The 19,521-nt window shown below is 27.8% G+C and carries 17 protein-coding genes; 6 read left to right on the top strand and 11 right to left on the bottom strand.

The genetic code is table 11. The features are described 5' to 3' along the window. Window positions 1-5: 5 nt before the first annotated feature. Window positions 6-2,060 (bottom strand): ATP-dependent helicase, encoded by a 2,055-nt coding sequence (locus LPB137_RS01790; RefSeq protein WP_076089156.1) that lies wholly within the window; start codon window positions 2,058-2,060, stop codon window positions 6-8. Between the two features lie 117 nt (window positions 2,061-2,177). Between LPB137_RS01790 and LPB137_RS01785 the strand changes: the two genes are divergently transcribed. Next, window positions 2,178-3,074, top strand: coding sequence for a LysR family transcriptional regulator (locus LPB137_RS01785; protein WP_076083583.1), 897 nt, complete (start codon window positions 2,178-2,180; stop codon window positions 3,072-3,074). Window positions 3,075-3,168: 94 nt separating this feature from the next. Further along, a complete protein-coding gene (locus LPB137_RS01780) occupies window positions 3,169-4,692 on the top strand; it encodes a bifunctional GNAT family N-acetyltransferase/carbon-nitrogen hydrolase family protein (RefSeq protein ID WP_076083581.1) in 1,524 nt (507 codons plus the stop codon). Between the two features lie 46 nt (window positions 4,693-4,738). Here the strand turns inward: LPB137_RS01780 and purF are convergent, their stop codons facing one another. The 7 genes from purF to trxA all read right to left on the bottom strand — a co-directional run bounded on the left by purF (window position 4,739) and on the right by trxA (window position 12,722). After that, window positions 4,739-6,085 (bottom strand): amidophosphoribosyltransferase, encoded by a 1,347-nt coding sequence (gene purF / locus LPB137_RS01775; RefSeq protein ID WP_076083579.1) that lies wholly within the window; start codon window positions 6,083-6,085, stop codon window positions 4,739-4,741. 93 nt (window positions 6,086-6,178) lie between these two features. Beyond that, window positions 6,179-6,952, bottom strand: a complete 774-nt coding sequence (gene dapB / locus LPB137_RS01770) for a 4-hydroxy-tetrahydrodipicolinate reductase (RefSeq protein WP_076083576.1) — start codon at window positions 6,950-6,952, stop codon at window positions 6,179-6,181. A 15-nt stretch (window positions 6,953-6,967) separates the two neighbouring features. Then, window positions 6,968-7,897, bottom strand: a complete 930-nt coding sequence (trxB, locus tag LPB137_RS01765) for a thioredoxin-disulfide reductase (RefSeq protein WP_076083574.1) — start codon at window positions 7,895-7,897, stop codon at window positions 6,968-6,970. Between the two features lie 90 nt (window positions 7,898-7,987). Further along, window positions 7,988-8,644, bottom strand: a complete 657-nt coding sequence (locus LPB137_RS01760; RefSeq protein ID WP_076083571.1) for a response regulator transcription factor — start codon at window positions 8,642-8,644, stop codon at window positions 7,988-7,990. Further along, window positions 8,644-10,806: a sensor histidine kinase gene (locus LPB137_RS01755; RefSeq protein ID WP_076083569.1), complete on the bottom strand. Its 2,163-nt coding sequence runs from the start codon at window positions 10,804-10,806 to the stop codon at window positions 8,644-8,646. The genes LPB137_RS01760 and LPB137_RS01755 overlap by 1 nt, the downstream gene beginning before the upstream one ends. A 48-nt stretch (window positions 10,807-10,854) precedes the next feature. Next, entirely contained in the window at window positions 10,855-12,267 is a 1,413-nt protein-coding gene (locus LPB137_RS01750) for a DASS family sodium-coupled anion symporter (protein ID WP_076083566.1), read from the bottom strand. 137 nt (window positions 12,268-12,404) lie between these two features. Then, window positions 12,405-12,722, bottom strand: coding sequence for a thioredoxin (gene trxA / locus LPB137_RS01745; protein WP_076083564.1), 318 nt, complete (start codon window positions 12,720-12,722; stop codon window positions 12,405-12,407). A gap of 187 nt (window positions 12,723-12,909) precedes the next feature. Between trxA and alaS the strand changes: the two genes are divergently transcribed. Together alaS and LPB137_RS01735 are read left to right on the top strand one after the other, a co-directional pair. Next, window positions 12,910-15,477, top strand: coding sequence for an alanine--tRNA ligase (gene alaS, locus LPB137_RS01740; RefSeq protein ID WP_076083561.1), 2,568 nt, complete (start codon window positions 12,910-12,912; stop codon window positions 15,475-15,477). Between the two features lie 9 nt (window positions 15,478-15,486). Beyond that, a complete protein-coding gene (locus tag LPB137_RS01735; RefSeq protein ID WP_076083558.1) occupies window positions 15,487-15,963 on the top strand; it encodes a hypothetical protein in 477 nt (158 codons plus the stop codon). Window positions 15,964-15,998: 35 nt separating this feature from the next. Here the strand turns inward: LPB137_RS01735 and LPB137_RS01730 are convergent, their stop codons facing one another. Together LPB137_RS01730 and LPB137_RS01725 are read right to left on the bottom strand one after the other, a co-directional pair. Then, window positions 15,999-16,193: a hypothetical protein gene (locus tag LPB137_RS01730; protein WP_076083554.1), complete on the bottom strand. Its 195-nt coding sequence runs from the start codon at window positions 16,191-16,193 to the stop codon at window positions 15,999-16,001. 67 nt (window positions 16,194-16,260) lie between these two features. Beyond that, complete coding sequence (locus LPB137_RS01725) at window positions 16,261-16,818, bottom strand: hypothetical protein (RefSeq protein ID WP_083657061.1); 558 nt, start codon at window positions 16,816-16,818, stop codon at window positions 16,261-16,263. 86 nt (window positions 16,819-16,904) lie between these two features. On the opposite strand from LPB137_RS01725, the gene LPB137_RS01720 reads away from it, so the two are divergent. Both LPB137_RS01720 and LPB137_RS01715 read left to right on the top strand, forming a co-directional pair. After that, window positions 16,905-17,417, top strand: coding sequence for a C40 family peptidase (locus LPB137_RS01720; RefSeq protein ID WP_076083549.1), 513 nt, complete (start codon window positions 16,905-16,907; stop codon window positions 17,415-17,417). Between the two features lie 50 nt (window positions 17,418-17,467). Continuing rightward, complete coding sequence (locus LPB137_RS01715; RefSeq protein WP_083657059.1) at window positions 17,468-18,082, top strand: NlpC/P60 family protein; 615 nt, start codon at window positions 17,468-17,470, stop codon at window positions 18,080-18,082. Between the two features lie 147 nt (window positions 18,083-18,229). On the opposite strand, the gene LPB137_RS01710 is transcribed toward LPB137_RS01715, so the two are convergent. Then, window positions 18,230-19,519 (bottom strand): tellurium resistance protein TerC, encoded by a 1,290-nt coding sequence (locus LPB137_RS01710; RefSeq protein WP_076083546.1) that lies wholly within the window; start codon window positions 19,517-19,519, stop codon window positions 18,230-18,232. Between the last annotated feature and the right edge of the window lie 2 nt (window positions 19,520-19,521).

Here is a 19,521-nt window from a genome sequence, read left to right as displayed (position 1 = left end):
AAGTTTTATGATTTTTCAACAAAAGAAGATAAAATATCTCTTTTTGTTCCACCAAAATTAATTGTAAGTTTATAGTCTTTACCAGCTTTAGTAGCTTTTTGAACTCTACCCATACCAAAAATTTTGTGTTGAACTAAATCACCTTTTTTGAAGTTTGATTGTTTTTCAATTGTTAAAGAACCTTTGATTAATCCTGATTCACTTAAAAATCTACTCTTTTGTAAAATTGCCCTTTTACCTTTATAAAATCTTGAATGAACAAAGGAAAGTGTTAAATTATCCATAGCTCTTGTAATTGCTACATAACCTAATCTTCTTTCCTCTTCAATATCAGCTCCATCACCAGTTAATGGGAAGAAACCTTCTTCAAGTCCTATTATAAAAAGATTTTTAAACTCTAAACCTTTTGAAGCATGAATACTCATCATAGAAATAGCTTCATTATTATATTCACCATTTTCACTCTCTAATGCAATTTCATTTAAAAAGTCTTTTAATTCTAAATGTGGATTTTGCATAAAGTAGTCTCTTATGTATCCATAAAACTCGTCGATATTTCCTTGTCTTTCAAAACCATCAGGAACATTATCATAAGAGGCTCTATAATCAAAAGTATCTTCAAAAGCATCTAAAAACTTCATTTTTGATTCTGTTAAAATATCTTTTAAATCCATTATTGAAGCTTCAAAAACTTTTAATGTTCTAGAGTTTTTCTTCCCTACAATTGCTGCAAGTTCATCTGCACTAAACTCTTGAATTAAATCAAAAATTGGTTTTTGTGTTTGAATTGATTTTGCTTCAAGCTTATCAATTGTTGTTTTTCCAATACCACGTTTTGGTTTATTAATAACTCTTTTTAATGAAAAGTTATCATTTGAGTTTGTTAGTATTCTAAAAAATGCAATTAAATCTTTAATTTCTGCTCTTTCGTAGAACTTCATACCACCAACAAGTTTATAGTTTAATCCAGCTTTATTAAAACCTTCCTCAAGTGATCTTGATAAGGCATTTACTCTAAATAGTATTGCTACATCTTTTGCACTAATACCACTATCTAATAAGGCTTTTATATCATCTATTATTTTTCTTGTTTCTTCATTTTCATCATGTGATTCATATACTTTAATTGAATCACCTTTTGCACGAGTTCCAACAAGTTTTTTTCCAAGTCTATCACGATTGTGCTCAATCAGTTGATTTGCATGATTTAAAATAGTATCCGTTGATCTATAGTTTTCTTCAAGTTTTACTACTTTTGTACCTTCAAAATGTTCTGAGAAATTAAGAATATTTTTAATTGTTGCACCTCTCCAACCATAAATACTTTGGTCATCATCACCAACTACACAAAGATTATTATGTGTTGCACACAAAAGTCTTAATAATCTGTATTGTAATTCATTTGTATCTTGGTACTCATCTACCATTATATATTGATATTTTTGGCTAACTTGTTGTGCTAATTTTTCATTTTTCTTTAAAATTTCGTAAGGTAATAATAATAAATCATCAAAATCTACCAGATTGTTTTTTAATAAATATTCTTGGTATTTTTGGTACACAAGTGCAATTTGTTGATATAGTTTAAGTTCAGCTCCTGCAATTGCTTCAGCAGGTGACATTAATGTATTTTTATATTTTGAAATTTCAGATACTAAAAGTGAAGTTGTAATCTCTTTATCTATTGATTTAATGATTCTTTTTTTGTCATCAGTATCAATTATAATAAAGTTACCTTTTCTTCCTAATTCACTCATATGAAATTTTAAGAATAATAATCCAAATTTATGAAAAGTACATAATAAAGGGGGAGTATTTATAGATGCTTGGTCTATCATTGAAAAAGCACGTTCTCTCATTTCCGAAGCTGCTTTATTTGTAAATGTTAGTGTTAATATTGAAGCAGGATCAATTCCTATTGAAATTAAATAAGCTAATCGTGTCGTGATAGTTTTTGTTTTTCCTGAGCCAGCACCTGCAAGTATAAGTAGTGAACCATCGATATGTTCAGCTGCACTTTTTTGCGAATCATTTAATAATGATAATAAATTTTCAGACATTTGTTCTCCCATTAATATATAATTATACCATATATTAAATAAATTCATTATTCTTCTTAATTATTTTATATATAAATAAATGTTATGATAAATATAATTTATAACACGGAGGCTATAATGCTAACAGATTTTGCAAAATTAGAGACTTTTCTTACAGTGGTGAGAGAAAAATCTTTTTCAAAAGCTTCGGCAAAACTTGGTATTTCACAACCTGCTGTAACACAACAAATGAAATTTATTGAAGACTATTTAGATGTACAAGTAGTTGATAGAAAAAAGAATGGTATTAGACTTACAAAAGAAGGTCAAATGCTTTATTCTATTGCAATTAAAATTGAAAAGTGTGTTGCAAATGGGGAGAAAGAATTACTAAAAATTATGAACAAAGATGTAACATTTGTATTTGGTGCATCATTTATAATTGGTAACTATATTCTACCTAGATTTTTAAATAATCTAAAAGAAAATATTAATAATGAAGTATCAATAAATGTTTCAGTTTCTCATGAAGCAATTGAAGATTTATTAGATAAAAAAATAGATATGGCTTTAGTTGAAAACTATGTTTCAAATGATGATATTATTTATAGAGAATGGATGGAAGATGAAATTGTAATTTTCTCTAACCAACAATTACCAGCTCGAGCTAAAGCGGAAGATTTATTATCATATAAATGGGTTTGTAGAAATCCTGAATCAAATACAAGAGCTATTTTCAAAGAAAACCTTGATAAAGCTAACTTCCCTGATTGTGATACATTTGATGTTACAAGTGAAGTTACAAGTGCTACAACTATTGTTCAAACAGTTTTACACTCTGATAAATCACTTACTCCTACAGTTTCAATTGTTTCAAGAAATGCAATTGAATCACTGCTTAAATCAGGTGCATTATATGAATCAAGAATTAACAATCAAAAGATGGTTAGAAAACTATATATCGCTTACAGAAAAGATAGAAAGCATGATGCATTTATTGACAATGTAGTTGATTATCTTTTAAAAATCAAATAATACTAGAATTTTTCTGGTATTATTTCAAAAAACTTATACACACATATTCCAAACAATTTAACTTAAATTACATTTTTAAATACAGAGGTATACAATGGATAATATAGATAAGATAGAACTGATTTATCTTAAAGTTGAAGATCACAAAAACATAGAAATTTTAATGAATGATGAGTATAAACATTTAGATGATTCATCATGGAGTCTTGAAGAGTTTACTACTTTATTAAACAAATTCCCAAAAGGTCAAGTTGGTATTAAAATTGATGGCGAACTAGCAGGTTTTGCACTTAGTATTGTTGTTGATTATGATAAATATGATGATTCTCATACATATAAAGAAATTACAGCAAATTATACTTTTGATACTCATGATGATGAAGGTGATACACTTTATGGTGTTGATGTATTTGTTAGTAAAAAATATAGAGGATTAAGACTTGGAAGAAGACTTTATGAATTTAGACAAGAGCTTTGTGAAGAGCTAAACTTAAGAGGTATAATTTTTGGTGGAAGGTTACCAAATTATAAAAAATATTCTGATACTTTAACTCCAAAAGAGTATATTTCAAAAGTTAGAGCAAGAGAAATTTATGACCCAGTTTTAAATTTTCAACTTTCAAATGATTTTTATGTAAAAAGAGTTTTAAAGAATTACCTTGAAGGTGATGTTGAAAGCTGTGAATATGCATCATTATTAGCATGGGATAATATATATTATGCAAAGCCTTCAAAAGCTCCAATGCAACAAAAAACTGTAATTAGATTAGGTCTTATACAATGGCAAGTGCGTTTATATAAAAATATTGAAGAAGTTTTTGAGCAAGCTGAATATTTCGTAGATGCAGTATCAAATTATAGAAGTGATTTCGCCTTATTCCCTGAATTTTTTAATGCTCCATTAATGGCTGCATTTAATCATTTAGGCGAAGCAGAAGCTATTAGAGAATTAGCTAAATTTACTCCAAAATTTAAAGAAGAATTCTCAAGATTAGCTATTGCTTATAATATAAATATTATTACAGGAAGTATGCCCCAGTTAGTTGATGGTGACCTTTATAATGTTGGTTTTTTATGTAGACGTGATGGTTCAATTGAAAAGTATGCAAAAATGCATGTAACTCCTGATGAGAAAAAAGTTTGGGGATTAAAAGGTGCAAATGAAGTAAAAACATTTGATACAGATTGTGGGAAAATCGGGGTACTTATTTGTTATGATAGCGAGTTTCCTGAACTAGGAAGAATGCTAGCAAAAGATGGAATGGATATATTATTTGTTCCATTTTTAACTGATACACAAAATGGTTATTCAAGAGTAAGATTTTGTTCACAAGCAAGAGCTATTGAAAACGAATGTTATGTGGCAATTGCAGGTTGTGTAGGAAATTTACCAAAAGTTAGTAATATGGATATTCAATATGCACAATCAGCTGTATTTACACCATGTGATTTCGCATTTCCTGCAAATGGAATAAAAGCAGAATCTACTCCAAATACTGAAATGATTTTAATTGCAGATGTAGATTTAGAATTGTTAAAACAGTTACATAGTATTGGAAGTGTGACTAACTTAAAAGATAGAAGAACAGATGTATACGAAATAGAATTAAAAAAATAAATATTAGGGTTTACCCTAATATTTAAAGTTTACAAAATAAGAGTTATTATTTAACGAAGTAATCTCCATCAAAACTCTCTAAGGCATAATTCCTATCACCACCAATTGCATTAACTAAATCATCAACTGATAAGTATTCTAAAGAATCAGCTTCAATATATTTACAAACTTCATCTTTAGTCATGTTATTAGAAATTAATTCTTCTTTATTAGGTGTATCAATACCATAATAACAAGGGAATTTAATCTCAGGAGAAGCAACTCTAAAGTGTACTTCTTTTGCTCCCGCATCTTTAAGCATTCTTACAATTCTCTTAGAAGTAGTACCCCTTACTATTGAATCATCAATTACAAGTAAAGATTTACCTGCAATTAATGATTTCATAGGTGAAAGTTTCATTTTAACTTTCATGCTTCTCATTTCTTGAGTTGGTTCAATAAATGTTCTTCCAACATAATGATTTCTAATTATTCCGTATTCAAAAGGTACACCACTTTGTGCTGCATAACCAAGAGCTGCTGGAACTCCTGAATCTGGAACAGGTACAACCATATCATATTTTACAGTTGAAGCTTTATCATTTAATGCTAAGGCTTTACCCATATGTTCTCTTGTTGTATATACATTTTTTCCATCTATTTCTGAATCTGGTCGCGCAAAATATACATATTCAAAAGCACAAGGTCTAAATTCTGGTTCAAATAATTGAATTGATTCAGGCTCATCATAATCTTCACTAAAAATTAACATCTCTCCAGGCTTAACATCTCTTACAAAAGTTGCATCAACTAAATCAAAAGCACAAGTTTCAGAAGCAACTATATAACCACCTGATTTTAATTTTCCTAAAGATAATGGTCTAATTCCATATTTATCTCTAATTACAAACTGTTTTGATCTTGATTGAACAATAAAACAATAAGCTCCAACTGTTCTTTGTAGTGCTTCTTTAATTCTATCTCTTAATCTATCTTTAGTGTTCTTAGCAATTAAATGAATTAAGTTTTCAGTATCCATTCCTGTTTGAAAAATGGCACCTTTATCAATTAAATCTTTTCTAACTTCATCTTTGTTGATTAGGTTACCATTATGAACAATAGATATTTCACCTAATTTATACTTAGCAAATACAGGTTGAGCATCTAAAATAGAATCTCCACCAGCAGTTGAGTATCTATTATGCCCAATAGCCATATTCCCTTTAAGAATTTTAAGTGCAGACTCTTTAAATACATCTGATACTAAACCTCTATTTTTAATCGTATGAATTTTTCCATCACACGAAGAAGAAATACCAGTAGCTTCTTGACCTCTATGTTGCATTGCAAACAATGCAAGAGATGCAAGTCTTGCAGCATTATCATTCCCGTAAATTCCAACTATTGCGCACATTTATTTAACCTTATTGAAAAGAAAAAAGTGAAAGTGTAAATGTCTTTTTTCTTTTAGTTTTTATTTTATTAATTTTGTTTAAAAGTTTAAGTTTTATAAACCTAAAGCGTCATTGATTGAGTAAAGTTTTGGTTCTTTTCCAATAATCCATTTTGCAACTTTTATAGCACCTTTTGAAAAAGTATTTCTAGCTGTTGCTGTATGATTTAATTCTAAGAATTCACCATCATTATATAAACCAACTGTATGTCGACCTACAATATCTCCACCTCTTAAAGCCATTACTGCAATTTCATCTTTAGTTCTTGCACCAATTTGACCATCTCTTCCTGAAACTCTAACTTTATCTAAATCTAAACCTCTAGCATCAGCTGCATGTTCAGCAAGTGTTAAAGCAGTTCCTGAAGGTGAATCAACTTTATGTTTATGATGTTGTTCAACAATTTCAATATCAAAATCACTTAAAGTTTTAGAAGCAAGTGCAACTAATTTATTTAAAACAGCAACTCCTAAACTCATATTTGTAGCATATAAAATAGGTACTAATTTACTTGCTTCAAATAATAGATTTTGTTGGTGTTTAGTAAATCCAGTAGTTGCAATTACTAAAGGTTTTCTAGCACCATTTTCAACAACTTCAGTTAATAAAGCTTCAGTTGCAGCTGGTGCACTAAAATCAATAACTACATCAGAAGAATCAAATAATACTTTCATATCATTAGTTACAACTGTATCTTCTGGTAATTGTTTTTTTAATTTATCAAAAACATGAACTGCACCAACTCTTGCATATTCGTCATTCTCTAAATCATCAATTAATAAAGATCCAACTCTTCCTGTACTTCCTAAAATTCCAACTTTAATCATTTAATTAATTTCCTTTTATCCTAAATACTCAATAATATTAACTGCTGCTGTTGCACCATCACCAGCAGCACAAACTACTTGTTTTGAAGCATCAATTCTAACATCACCAGCTGCATATAAACCTTCAACATTAGTTCTCATTTTTAAATCAACAACAATTTCACCAGCGTCGTTTGTTTCACATAAAAAAGAGCCATCTTCTTGTTTTAAAGAATCATTTAATACATCACGTCCAACAAAAACAAATACACCAGGAACTGGAATATCTCTGATTTCTCCTGTGATTTTAGATTTAACTTTAATACCAGTTACACCCATATTATCACCATAAACCTCATCAATATCTACATTTGTTACTTCTTCTATATTATCTGCATTTTTCATATGTTCAATAGTTGAAGGTGCTGCTCTGTATGTATCACGTCTGTGAATAACATATACTTTTGAACACATTTTTGAAAGGTAAACTGCTTCTTCTAAGGCAGTATCTCCACCACCAATTACAGCAACCTCTTTACCTTTATAGAAAAAACCATCACAAGTTGCACAAGTAGAAACACCTTTTCCAAATAATTGGTCTTCACCTTTAAATCCTGCACGTCTAGGAACAGAACCCGTTGCTAATAATACAGATTTTGCTTCTTGAGTTTTTCCATCAGCTGTTTTAAGTGTAAAAACACCATCGTTTTTTGTAACAGACATAACTTGGTTCATTTCATGTTTTAAACCAAATCTTTTACATTGTTCAGGCCAATCTTCCATTAAAGCCATACCTGTTACAATTTCTTTTTGTCCTGGATAATTTTCTACTTCAGATGAAGTAGTAATTTGACCACCTGGCATTCCCATTTCAAACATAGTAACGTTGTTTAAACCACCTCTTGTTGTATATAAACCAGCAGTAAGTCCTGCAGGTCCTCCACCAATAATCGCTAAATCTAACATATCAAGTCCTTGTTTTTTTATGTATAAGCTATAGTATTTATTAAAGATGTAATAATACTAAAATATATGTAAGTTATAGTTTAACTAATCTTAAACTAATTTTGTATCCTTAGAAAGTGAATATCCCATACCTTTTACAATTACTACTGATTCATAAGGAATTTTTTTTCTAAGCCTTTTTATCATTGCTCTTATATTTACAAGATTTGTATTTTCACCTTCCCACACATACTCTTCTAATTCTTCATAAGTAGCTATATGGTGTAAGTTTTTTGAGAATAACTCTAAAAATAAAATCTCTTTTTTTGTTAATTCAATTTCTTTATTCTCTTTATATAAAATATGGTTAATAAAATCATATTTATAATCACTACTAAATTCTAGAAACTTTTTTTGAAGTTTACAAAATTTTTTTACTTTTTGCACTAATTCTAAAATAAAAAAAGGTTTTTTAATATAATCATCACAACCTAAATCATAAGATTTTTGTATTTTTTCAAAATCATGGTTTGAACTTATAATAATTACAGGTGTATCTTTATGATTAATTCTTAATAATTCTAACAAAGATATTCCATCAATATTTGGGACATTAATATCTAAAATAAAACAGTTATATCCATTTTCTAAAGCGTTAAGAGCATCATCACCATCTGTAAAAGTATCAACTACATAGTTTTCTTTTACCAGTGCAGATTTTATTACATTTAATAGTCTTTCATTATCTTCTAAAACTAATACTTTCACTAAACATTCTCCAAGATAATTTTAAATGATGCGCCATTTTCTAAATTTTTCACACTTAATTTTCCATTCATTTTATCTTTTATTATCATTTTTGCCATATATAAACCAATTCCATGTCCATTTTTCTTTGTTGAGTAGTATGCTTTAAATACTTTATGAATATCTTCATTTTTTATTCCACCTGCATTGTCATTTATTTTTATAATGATATTCTTTTCTTCATTGTAAATAGAAATATTAATATATCTATTTTTAATATCATTTTTTAATAATTCATCTTTTGCATTATTTATAATATTTAAAAAAGACTGCATAAACTCATTTCTAAAACCATTTACATTTAAGTTTGTATTCTCTTTTACATCAATTTTTATTTTAATATAATTGTATTTAATATTATGATTTACAATTTCTAACATAGAATTTACAGCTTCCAAAATATTAAATACTTTTTTTTCATTAAATGGAATTATAAACTCTTGAAAATCATTTATTGTTTTTGTCATATAATTTACTTGCGTCATTATATCTTTTACGTATGATTCATCTTCATTTAAACTGCTATTTGAATTATAAAAACTTTCTTGTGCAATTGTTGTAATTTCCACTAATGGAGATTTCCATTGATGTGCAATTGATGAAAAAATTTCTCCAACTTCTGCAAGTTTTGATTGTTGTATTACAAACTCTTCATTTTTTTTCTTCTCTTTTTCTATTTCTTTTTCTTTTGTAATATCCGTAAGAATTGTAACCACACCACTTTTTTTGGTTTTATTATCACAATACTGGGCTTGTTTAATAAAAAATGTTCCTACTTCATTTTTTGCAGTTTTAAATTTAAACTGATTATTTTCTTCTTTATTTATATTAAATCTTTTTAAAATATTTACTAATAAACTACTATTAGTATTTCTTAAATCACTTAATTTTCGTCCATATATTTCTTTTGCATTCATATTTATAAAATTACAAAATTTTAAGTTTGAATCAACAATTATTCCTTTATCATCTTCCCAAAATATAGGGCTTTCAATTGCATTTAATAAAACTGTATCAAACTCAATTCTTTGCTTTAATTTTTTTTGACTATGGATTCTTAAATAAATGTTGTGAAATAAACCAATAATTAATAAAATTAAAAAAGGTGAAATAGTGAAAACAAAGTTTATAAAACCTCTATTTTTATCAAAAAAAGTTACTCTTTTATTTACAATTTCATAATCTTCTTTAACTTGGTTAATTGATAAAGTAAAACTATCTAATTTTAAAGCATCGAAAACATAAGAAAAGTCCTTTGAAACTTTGATTATTTGTTTTTTATCTTCTAAAATATCTAGAGCCATTTGTCCTGATGTTTTTCCAAACTTTTCAAGTTCTACTATTTTTCCACCAATTGCACCTTTTTTATTAAAGATTGAATCAGTTATAAAAATTGGAACTTTTGCATCTTTTATAAACTTTGCTATTTCTTGATTTTTATTTAAAACTCCATTACTATTCTTATAAAACCTTACAAATAATAAAGCCGTATTCTCTTGAAACTTTGAGAATCTTTTTTCTAAATCTTTTAAGCTATTTTCTCTTAAATAAATAAGTTCATATCTGCCTTTAAAGCCATCAAAAAGATTTTTTATCAAAGGTTCTGTATGTTTTGCATTTTCACTTTTATCATTTATTACATAGAGTTTTTTTATTGAAGGTATAATTGTTTCTATTAGTTTTACATTTGCTTTTAAATCTCTTTTTTCTAATAAAGCTGAAACTTTATTTTCAAGATTATATTTTTTAAGTCTTTGCTTATTAAAATTCTCTATTCCAACGCTTAAAATAAGTTCATCTTTAAAAAATTCATTATAATTTTTAACAACAAAATCATAAGCAAACCTATCCACAGTTATTACTAAATCATATTTTCTATTTTCTAATTGAACTTTATATAAATCTTTTAAGCTTTGAAAATATTCAGAAGTGGATATTCTCTTTGAATCCATATATAAAATATTCATATCAATACTAGGATGTGAATATAAAGTTTTTTCAATACCTTTGATTATACTATCACTCCATTCATAACCTTTATGATAAGAGTTTATAATTAAAATTGATGAGTTTGCAAAAAGAAAAGTTGTAAAAAGAATTGTGATTAAAATAAGTTTTTTCATGAAGTATATTATAGCAGTAATTTAATTACTGCTATAAATATTTTTTGTCTAAAGTATCATAAATCCTAGTAAAACTAATGCACTTAAATAAACTGCTCCGAAAATAAATCCTAATTTCCACCATGTAGCTTGTGAAATATAACCTGCACCATACCAAATAGGTGATGGTCCTGTTGCATAAGGAGTTATAATTCCCATTAAACCTAATGAACCTACTAATAATAAAGCTAAAGGCTCCATCATAGAAGCTGGTATAAGATTAGTTGCCACTCCTAAAAATAATGGTAATAATGCAACTGTATGTGCTGTTACGCTTGCAAAGAAATAGTGGAATACAAAGAATAATACTAAAAGCATTATCACTATAGTTACAGGATCAAGTCCTACTAAACCACCTGAAATTAATCCCGATGCCCATTTTAAGAATCCCACTTTTTTAAGTCCTGATGCCATTGCTACAAGTGTTGCAAACCAAATAAATACATTTATTGCTGCTTTATTTGTAATAACATCTTCCCAAGTAATTACATCTGTTAAAACAAGTAAACATAAAACAAAAATAGCAGCTGTTGTTCCATTTACTCCAATAGAACTTCCAAAAATCCACATTACTAAAGCTAGTATTCCAAGACCTAACATTAAAAGCTCTTTTTTACTAATTGGACCCATAATATCTAACTCTTTTTTTGCCCAAGCTGGAGCTTCTGGAGAGTGTTTTTGTTCTGGTGGGTAAACTATATATGCTAAAAATGGTACAAGTAAAAATAATGGAATCATAATAATAGCAAGAGTTCCAAACCATTGACCCCATGAAATTACAATATTTGTACTTTTTTCTACTAAAGATACAGCTAGTAAATTTGGTGCAAGTGCTGTTAAAAACATTGAACTTGTAACACAAGTTGCAGCAATTGCTACCCATGAAATATATGAACCTAATTTTCTTGGGTCTTTTTGAGGAGTTGATTCAAACATTTGTGGAATGTTAATTGCAATTGGGAAAATAGTTCCCGCACTTCTTGCTGTATTTGAAGGCATAAAAGGTGCAAGTATTCCATCAGCAAAAGCAACTGCATATCCTAAACCTAAAGATGTTTTACCTAAATATTTTACAAGTAAAAGAGCAATTCTTTTTCCAAGTCCTGATTTTTTATATCCAAGTGCAAACATAAATGCTGCAAAAATTAGCCAAATTACACCATTTGAAAAACCACTTAAAGCCCAATCACGACTAGCTTTTGCAGTCTCACCTACTAAACCAAAAGTAGCAGATACTGCTACACCTGTTAAACCTATTAGTGCTGCTGGAATTGGTTCTAATATTAATCCAACAATCACACCTAAAAATACTGCAAAGAAATAGTGTGCGTTTACACTAAGTCCTTCTGGTGTTGGAAGTATTGCTACTATTAAAATAACTAACAGTGGCAATATCATTTTAATTTTACTACTTGAGAACATTGTCTACTCCTTAATATTCTTTATAATGAAATATTAAAATATTAAAGTGACATGTATGTGACTTTGGAAGATTTTTTGACATAAAAAAAGGGAAGAAGTAAAAACTTCTTCCCTTTTTTAATATTTGTTAGTATTTATTAGATTAATGAGTTAATTTTATCAGTAAATGCTTGTTTAGAAGAAGCACCAACCATAGTATCAACAACTTCACCATCTTTCATAAAAATGATAGTAGGGATTGATCTAATTCCATATTTAACTGCTAAGTCTTGCTCTTCATCTGTATTTACTTTACAAATGTTTGCTTTACCTTCAAACTCTTCTGCTAATTCTTCAATTACTGGAGCAATCATTCTACAAGGTCCACACCATGGAGCCCAAAAGTCAACCATAGATACACCACTGTTAGTGATTTCTTCAAAGTTTGCTGGAGTTAATTCTGTATATTTAGCCATTTTATTTCCTTTATTATTAAGTGTTTTATTTTTTCTTCAAGTTAGTATAATTTTTTAAATTAAACTTTCTCATGATACCTTGTAATAACTTAAAACAAGTTTTACTGCATTAATATATTTACTACTAATCTTGCCTAAATTAATTTTTGGATAAAATAATTGACTTAAATTTAAAACGGATGATTTTATGGATATTAGAAAAGAGTACTTAGAATTTTTTAAAAACAAAGGACATGACATTGTTTCATCAATGCCATTAGTTCCTGATGACCCGACACTTATGTTTACAAATGCTGGTATGGTTCAATTCAAAGATATATTTACAGGTGCAATACCAAGACCACAAAACCCAACTGCAACTTCATGTCAGTTATGTGTAAGAGCTGGTGGTAAGCATAATGACTTAGAGAATGTTGGATATACAGCACGTCATCACACACTATTTGAAATGTTAGGAAATTTTTCATTTGCTGATTACTTTAAAGAAGAAGCAATTGCTTATGCATGGGAATTTATAACTGTAAATCTAGAATTACCAATAGATAAATTGTGGGTTACAATTCATGATGATGATGATCAAGCTTATGATATATGGAAAAAACATATTAGAGAAGATAGAATCAAAAGATTTGATGATAAAGAAAACTTTTGGTCAATGGGTGATACTGGTCCATGTGGTCCATGTTCTGAAATTTTCTATGATCAAGGAGAAGAACACTTCTCAAGCGATGAAGATTATTTAGGTGGAGAAGGTGATAGATTCCTAGAAATTTGGAACCTTGTATTTATGCAATATGAGCAAACAAAAGATAAAGATGGAAAAATCACAAGAACTTCTTTACCAAAACCTTCGATTGATACAGGTATGGGGTTAGAGCGAGTTATTGCTATTAAAGAAGGTGTTTTAAATAACTTTGATTCATCTAATTTCCAACCAATAATTAAAAAAATAGAAGAATTAAGTAAGAAACAAATCACTGATGAAAATATTGGTTCATTTAGAGTAATTGCAGATCACTTAAGAGCAACATCATTTATGTTATCTCAAGGTATTTTATTTGGAAATGAAGGAAGACCTTATGTTTCTAGAAGAATTCTAAGACGTGCAGTTAGACACGGATATTTATTAGGGTTTAGAAAACCATTTTTAGCACAAGCATATGATACATTATGTGATATTTTAGGTTCACACTACAGTGAATTAAAAGAGCAAGCTGATTATATAAAAGAGCAGTTAACACTAGAAGAAGAAAGATTCTTTAAAACTATTGATTTAGGTATGAGTATCTTTAATGATGAATTAGCAAAAACTAAAGAAATATTCTCAGGCGAAGTAGCATTTAAATTATACGATACTTATGGTTTTCCTTTAGACTTAACAGAAGATATGCTAAGAGATAAAAACTTAAAAGTTGATAATGCTAAATTTGATGAATTAATGAGCGAACAAAAAGCAAAAGCAAAAGCTGCTTGGAAAGGTAGTGGAGATACTGCATCTGAAGGTGACTTTAAATCTTTACTTGAAAAATATGGTAAAAACAATTTTGTAGGATATGAAAAAACATTTGAAAATTCTACAATTGTAACTTTACTTGATGAGAAATTTCAAGAAGTTGATACTTTAGAAGCAGGCCAAACAGGATGGGTTATGTTAGACAACACTCCATTTTATGCAACTTCTGGTGGACAAAGTGGAGATACTGGAGCTTTAGAAGACAATGAACATATTGCAATAGTAGTTGAAACTTCAAAATTTTATGATATTAATCTTTCAAAAGTAATAGTTGAAAAGTCAACACTTAAAAAAGGTGAAAATGTTCAAGCCGTTGTAGTAAATAGAAATGAAATTGAAAAACATCATAGTGCAACACACCTTTTACAATCAGCACTAAAGATGGTTTTAGGCGATACTGTTGCACAAGCTGGTTCTTTAAATGACACTTCAAGATTAAGATTTGACTTTACATATGCTAAGGCAATGACACAAGAACAAATTAAAGAAGTTGAAGATTTAGTTAACTCTATGATTGCAAGAGGTATTAAAGGTAATGTTGAAGAATTACCAATTGAAGAAGCTAAAAACAAAGGTGCAATTGCTATGTTTGGTGAAAAATATGGTGATAGTGTTAGAGTTGTAAGCTTTGATGATGTTTCAGTAGAATTTTGTGGAGGAACTCACGTAAATAATACTTCTGATATTGGTTCAATTTATATTACAAAAGAATCAGGAGTAAGCGCTGGAGTTCGAAGAATTGAAGCTGTTTGTGGTTTAGCTGCAATTGAATATACAAATTCAATTATAAAAAAATATCAAGAAGTTCAAGAAGAAGTTAAAAACCAAGATGCAATTACTGGTATAAAAAAATTAAAAGAGCAAATCAAAGAGCTTAAAAAAGAAGTTGAACTTGCACAAAGCCAAACAGCAGCACCAATTATTGAAGAAATGATTGGTGATGTAAAAGTTGTTGTTGATGTAGTTCAAAATGGTGATATCAAAAAAATTGTAGATGATTTAAAAAATGCAAATGATAAAGTAGCTGTTTTATTACTTCAAGCAAAGGGTGAAAAAGTAATGCTTGTTGCTGGAAGTAAAGATACAAATATTAAAGCTGGTAACTGGATTAAAGAGATTGCTCCAATCGTTGGTGGTGGAGGTGGTGGAAGACCTGATTTTGCACAGGCTGGTGGAAAAGATGTATCAAAAATTGAAGAAGCTAAACTTGCTGCATTAGAATATGCAAAAGCAAATTTATAAGAAATAAAGATGACTGAATCAACAACATTTTTATCTTTTGTAGTTTTTTTACATGTAATCTCTGCTGTATTATGGGTTGGAGGAATGATTGCAATTAGATTTGCAGTTCATTATTCAATGCAAAATATAGTAGAACCTAAAATAAAATTAGAAAGAACACTAGAAAATTTAAAAAGATTTTTTAATATGGTTATTCCAGCAATTATAATATTACTTATAACTGCTATTATTTTGATTTTAACTTTAGAATTTAAAGGTACACCTTTATACTCATTTGTTATTGCTAAAGAAGCTATATGGACTGTTATGACTATAGTTTTTATAACTATTTATATAAAAAGAAATAAAGCTGAAAAAGCTTTTATATCTGGTGATTTTTTAGGTGCAAAAAATGCTCTTATGCCTATTGCAAAGTATTATATACCTTTAAATATTGTACTAGGAATTGTAGCTATTTATTTTGGTATTACTTTAAGAGGATTTTAGTCCTCTTAAAATCTTTTTCTTTAAAGAAGAAAAGGCTATCTACGATGCCCTCTATATCCTCTGTGATGATAACCCCGATGATTATAATAACCTCTGTGATAAGGTTTATGTACAAAAGGACTAATTATTACTGCAGGAACTATAACTGCTGCTGATACAATTGGATGTAATCTATGACAACCTGTAAATAATATAACTGTTGTAATTAATAAAAATATACTTTTTAACATTTAAACTCCTTAATTAACTATTTTGTATTATTAGTAAATATTGTGCAAAAATTGTATATCAAAAATATTATAACTCTTCAATCTCTTTATTAAAATAATCTTTAACTATATTTTGATTTACTAAACTACTATTATAATTTGAAGAGAATCTAGGTTTTTCCAAATAGACACTTACATAATTTTTATCAAATTTTTTAATCATCTCGTTAAAAAGTAGACCTTTATAATCAAGAGTAAAAACACTTTTAGAACCTGAAAACTCAGATATTAGATTTAGGATATATTTATCATTAATTAAATAAGTACTAAACTCAAAATTTTCAAAATCTACTCTTTCAACAGCTACCATACTTTTTACATGAGTTTTTTCTTTAAATAAATTATCAAAATATGACCTACTAAATCCATTCCATTCACAGTTAGTATTTAATTCTACATGTTCAATAAAAATCTTTCCATATTTAGGTGTTTGACTATTAATAATAAAAGAATTAAAACTACACATGCTATTTGTAAATTGTTTTCTTTCTTTTTTTAAATCAATATAATTTGTTATGCTATTATAATTTGTAGCACTACAAGCATTAAAGAAAAAAACAACCCCTATTAGATAAATATACTTCATTATGTTATCCTTTTTATTAGAAAATTTTATATTTTATTATATGATAATACTATTAATCATTATTAAACAAAATATGTAGGGGTATCATGTATTTAAAAATTTTTATATTTTCTATTTTTCTTTTTTTTACAGGATGTTCACAAAAAGAAATAAATTTAAAAAAAAACACCTTAACTTATCCTAGTGCTTCATTAGAAAAGACAATTCAAGAATACAAAACTAATACTACTTATATAAATAAAAGTCTAAGTAGCTTTTATAAAGAATGGAAAGGTGTTAAGTATAAATTTGGAGGTAATAGTAAAAGTGGAATAGATTGCTCAGCATTTATTCAAAAAGCATATAAGCAAAGCCTTGATATTAAAATACCAAGAACAACACTTCATCAATCAAAAATAGGAAAAACTGTAAAAAAATCACAGCTTCAATATGGGGATTTAGTCTTTTTTAAAACAGGTAAAAACTCCCGTCATGTTGGCATATACATTGATAATGGAAAGTTTATGCATGCTTCTACAAGTAAGGGTGTAACAATCTCAAAGCTTAATAATATCTACTTTAACAGACACTATTGGAAATCTAAGAGAATTATTGATTAAGTAAAAAAACGATAAAATGACTTATAGAACAAGTATAAAAAGGATTGAAAATGATTAAAAAATCACATTTAGCTTTACCGTTATTTTTATTTTTTATTGGCTGTCAAAGCAAATCAGAAGTTTACGTAGAGAATACATTATACAAAAATAATACAGATTCAAAAGCTCAAAATGCCAATCTTTTAGTTAAAAATGAGCAAGCAGAAAAAACTGAAGTAAAATATGAACCTATTATAACACCAGAAGAATATAAAAAATTAATAGAAGCAGATGAAACTATAACAGAAAATGATGTAAAAGATATGAACCAAGAGTTCATGGATTTTTATAATGAATGGAAACATGTAAAATACCGATTTGGAGGAAACTCAAAAAAAGGAATTGATTGTTCTGCTTTTACACAAAGAATTTATAAAGAAAAATTTGATATTAAAATTCCAAGAAGTACTAGAACACAAGTAAAAGTTGGAAAAGAAGTAAAAAAATCTAATCTAGAATTAGGTGATTTAATTTTCTTCAAAACAGGAAAAGTAGATAGACATGTTGGAGTATATATGGGAAATGGTGACTTTATGCATGCATCAATAAAGGGTGTTAAGTTTTCAAAAGTGGATAAACCATTTTATAAAAAAGCATATTGGACATCAAGAAGAATTATATATTGATTTAAAAAGAGTTTTGTAAGTAAAAGTAAAAGCAAGGTAAATACAAAAGATTTATAATTTAGGAAGCAGAAAGGATACAAATGAGTTTGCATCTACCTCTTTTACATAAAAATTATATAATAGTGATATGATAATTGTATGATTTTATCATATTTGTAAATATGAAGATAAAATAAATAAACATAAAACACATATTATATACATCTTAAGTGCATACTTTATATTTAATTTAAATATTCTAGAACCTTCAACTTTATATCTAGCAACTATTGTTAAGTTTAAGCCACTAAATGGTGATGTAGAAACCGTAGTTGACCAAGCCATTAGAAATGTTACTGCTAATAGTGTATGATTAACACTACTTAAAAAATCACCAATAATTGCAATTGTAATTATTGGATGAATTCCCACAAAAGCTAAGATAATAAATATTGCTAAAAGAATAGAAGCAATTATCCAATCAAATACTTCAAAAGGTAAACTTAGATTTAAACCTATTAATATTGAACCAATTGAAATACCAAACATTCCTGCTATTAGAAAAAGTGACATTTCCATTTTCATATTTGGAAGTTCTTTACTTATATGAGTATTTAACTGCTTTATAGCTTCTTTAAAACCTTTCTTAATAGGAAGTGTAAATAGTGTAAGAAGTAAAGCAAAAGAAGATACTAAAACTATTACTTTAATTTGTGGGAAATAATGATTTGTAAGAAGTACTAAAAAAGCTAAGCATAAAGGCAGATATAAACTATCAAAAGATAAAGGATAGCCTTTGAACTCATCTATCTTAAACTCTTTATTTTTAATTATTTCTAAATATGTAATTAAAAAAGCAATCAATGCTAAAAAAAGACCATTTACAAAAATAATAGAAGCATTTAAATTTGGTGTATAAGTTAGAACTGCAGCAAAAGCTACAAAAAATGGTGACCAATATGCATCTGAAGAAAAAGCTCTTGTTAGCAAAATTATTTGAGTATTAGTCAAAGGACCTTTTTTATAGAATTTATCAGCAACTAAAACTAAAGAAGAAAGATTAATAACTGATCCAAATAAATGTACACCTAAATATGTTTTGAAAAAAGACTCTTTTCCTATTGGTAATTTGTTTTGCTTATCTTTTTTAGGAATTGCAATAAGCCTTAAAAACCCAACACCAATTAGTAATGTTAGTAAGTACTGATTTACTGTAAAGACTTTTATAAAATCTATTTCAAAACCATTTAATAAAGAAATAATAAAGGCAAGTAAACTTAAGAAAAAAAGGATTAAAAGCATCTTTTTCTTTACTATTGATGTAAACAATATAATAAGTGCAAGCCAAGCTGCTAAACTTGCATATATGAGTAATTGTGGGTTATAAAAATAAGAAAAGATAGTAAATAAAAAAGAAAAGAAAATTAATAAACCCGCAATACTTGTAAGAATTTTCATAA

The organism is Poseidonibacter parvus (assembly GCF_001956695.1).
GTDB lineage: Bacteria > Campylobacterota > Campylobacteria > Campylobacterales > Arcobacteraceae > Poseidonibacter > Poseidonibacter parvus.
The sequence above is the reverse complement of the archived record's forward strand: the minus strand, read 5'-3'. Positions and strand labels throughout refer to the sequence as shown.

Bases quoted from the DNA above. Each gene is read 5' to 3' on its own strand.
- LPB137_RS01790 (WP_076089156.1), bottom strand. From the start codon at position 2,060: ATGTCTGAAAATTTATTATCATTATTAAATGATTCGCAAAAAAGTGCA.
- LPB137_RS01785 (WP_076083583.1), top strand. From the start codon at position 2,178: ATGCTAACAGATTTTGCAAAATTAGAGACTTTTCTTACAGTGGTGAGA.
- LPB137_RS01780 (WP_076083581.1), top strand. From the start codon at position 3,169: ATGGATAATATAGATAAGATAGAACTGATTTATCTTAAAGTTGAAGAT.
- purF (WP_076083579.1), bottom strand. From the start codon at position 6,085: ATGTGCGCAATAGTTGGAATTTACGGGAATGATAATGCTGCAAGACTT.
- dapB (WP_076083576.1), bottom strand. From the start codon at position 6,952: ATGATTAAAGTTGGAATTTTAGGAAGTACAGGAAGAGTTGGATCTTTA.
- trxB (WP_076083574.1), bottom strand. From the start codon at position 7,897: ATGTTAGATTTAGCGATTATTGGTGGAGGACCTGCAGGACTTACTGCT.
- LPB137_RS01755 (WP_076083569.1), bottom strand. From the start codon at position 10,806: ATGAAAAAACTTATTTTAATCACAATTCTTTTTACAACTTTTCTTTTT.
- LPB137_RS01750 (WP_076083566.1), bottom strand. From the start codon at position 12,267: ATGTTCTCAAGTAGTAAAATTAAAATGATATTGCCACTGTTAGTTATT.
- trxA (WP_076083564.1), bottom strand. From the start codon at position 12,722: ATGGCTAAATATACAGAATTAACTCCAGCAAACTTTGAAGAAATCACT.
- alaS (WP_076083561.1), top strand. From the start codon at position 12,910: ATGGATATTAGAAAAGAGTACTTAGAATTTTTTAAAAACAAAGGACAT.
- LPB137_RS01735 (WP_076083558.1), top strand. From the start codon at position 15,487: ATGACTGAATCAACAACATTTTTATCTTTTGTAGTTTTTTTACATGTA.
- LPB137_RS01730 (WP_076083554.1), bottom strand. From the start codon at position 16,193: ATGTTAAAAAGTATATTTTTATTAATTACAACAGTTATATTATTTACA.
- LPB137_RS01725 (WP_083657061.1), bottom strand. From the start codon at position 16,818: ATGAAGTATATTTATCTAATAGGGGTTGTTTTTTTCTTTAATGCTTGT.
- LPB137_RS01720 (WP_076083549.1), top strand. From the start codon at position 16,905: ATGTATTTAAAAATTTTTATATTTTCTATTTTTCTTTTTTTTACAGGA.
- LPB137_RS01715 (WP_083657059.1), top strand. From the start codon at position 17,468: ATGATTAAAAAATCACATTTAGCTTTACCGTTATTTTTATTTTTTATT.
- LPB137_RS01710 (WP_076083546.1), bottom strand. From the start codon at position 19,519: ATGAAAATTCTTACAAGTATTGCGGGTTTATTAATTTTCTTTTCTTTT.